We start from the raw sequence: 529 nt of genomic DNA on the forward strand, positions 1-529 counted from the left end.
GTTAACGTTCCGTCAGGCGTGGTTGGCTATTCAGAACGTTCGGGTTGACTTATGTTAATTTCAAAAGAAAACGCGGCTCGTTCTTCGGCCGCGCAAATGGGGAGCAAGCGTTGGTACGAGAGAGCGTGACAGAGGTCCGTGATGACGCCGCCGGAGTGACGACGCACACGTACCGCGGGGTAAACATCGAGCAATTCGACGCCCTGGAGCCGATGGCCTACCAGCTCGTCCTTCCAGGACACCCACTACACCGCAGCAGCTTCATGACGTTGCAGACGCCCATCGAGATCATCGATGACTGGCTCGCGGACGCTTCGCATACAGCCATGCAGCAGCGGGCCGCCGAGTAGCGGTCGGAGCGAGCGGCGGCAGGCTCAGGTCACCAGCCGGTTGTCGCTGATCGCCAGCATCTCCCAGGCCTGCGCCCCGGTGAGGCCCGAGCCGTTGGTCAGCACCACGGTGAAGGGTCCGACCGCATCGGGCGCAGCCCGGCCGCTGTGCGCGATGCGCCCGTTGAGGAAGACCTCGA

1 protein-coding gene is annotated in these 529 nt (G+C 63.1%); it reads left to right on the plus strand.

The genetic code is table 11. The features are described from left to right. Positions 1-125: 125 nt before the first annotated feature. Entirely contained in the window at positions 126-350 is a 225-nt protein-coding gene (locus ACFFGY_RS21745; RefSeq protein ID WP_377046638.1) for a hypothetical protein, read from the plus strand. The last annotated feature ends 179 nt before the right edge of the window (positions 351-529 follow it).

This window comes from Roseomonas elaeocarpi, from assembly GCF_042433915.1.
Lineage (GTDB): Bacteria > Pseudomonadota > Alphaproteobacteria > Acetobacterales > Acetobacteraceae > Roseomonas > Roseomonas elaeocarpi.